We start from the raw sequence: 284 nt of genomic DNA on the forward strand, positions 1-284 counted from the left end.
AAACATTAAAGCAGCAAGAATAATTACATATGTTCTAACTTCTCTTTTAAAGCTATCTAGTTTGTTTTCAAGCTTATCAACTGAATTTTCAAGCTTATCAAGTTTAGCACCTATTGAATATTCAAGCTTATCAAGTTTAGCACCTACTGAATATTCAAGCTTATCAAGTTTAGCACCTACTGAATATTCAAGCTTGTCAACTGAATTTTCAAGCTTATCAAATCTAGTATTCAAAAGATCTATAGTTGGTAATTTAGAAATGGCTTCTTTAAATTCTCTAAAAG

The 284-nt window shown here is 28.9% G+C and carries 1 pseudogene; it reads right to left on the reverse strand.

The window, feature by feature from the left end:
• Positions 1-284: pseudogene (locus ELQ12_RS10020) on the reverse strand (hypothetical protein); the annotation flags it as partial.

The sequence above is a fragment of the Campylobacter sp. US25a genome, from assembly GCF_004379075.1.
Classification (GTDB): Bacteria; Campylobacterota; Campylobacteria; order Campylobacterales; family Campylobacteraceae; genus Campylobacter_D; species Campylobacter_D jejuni.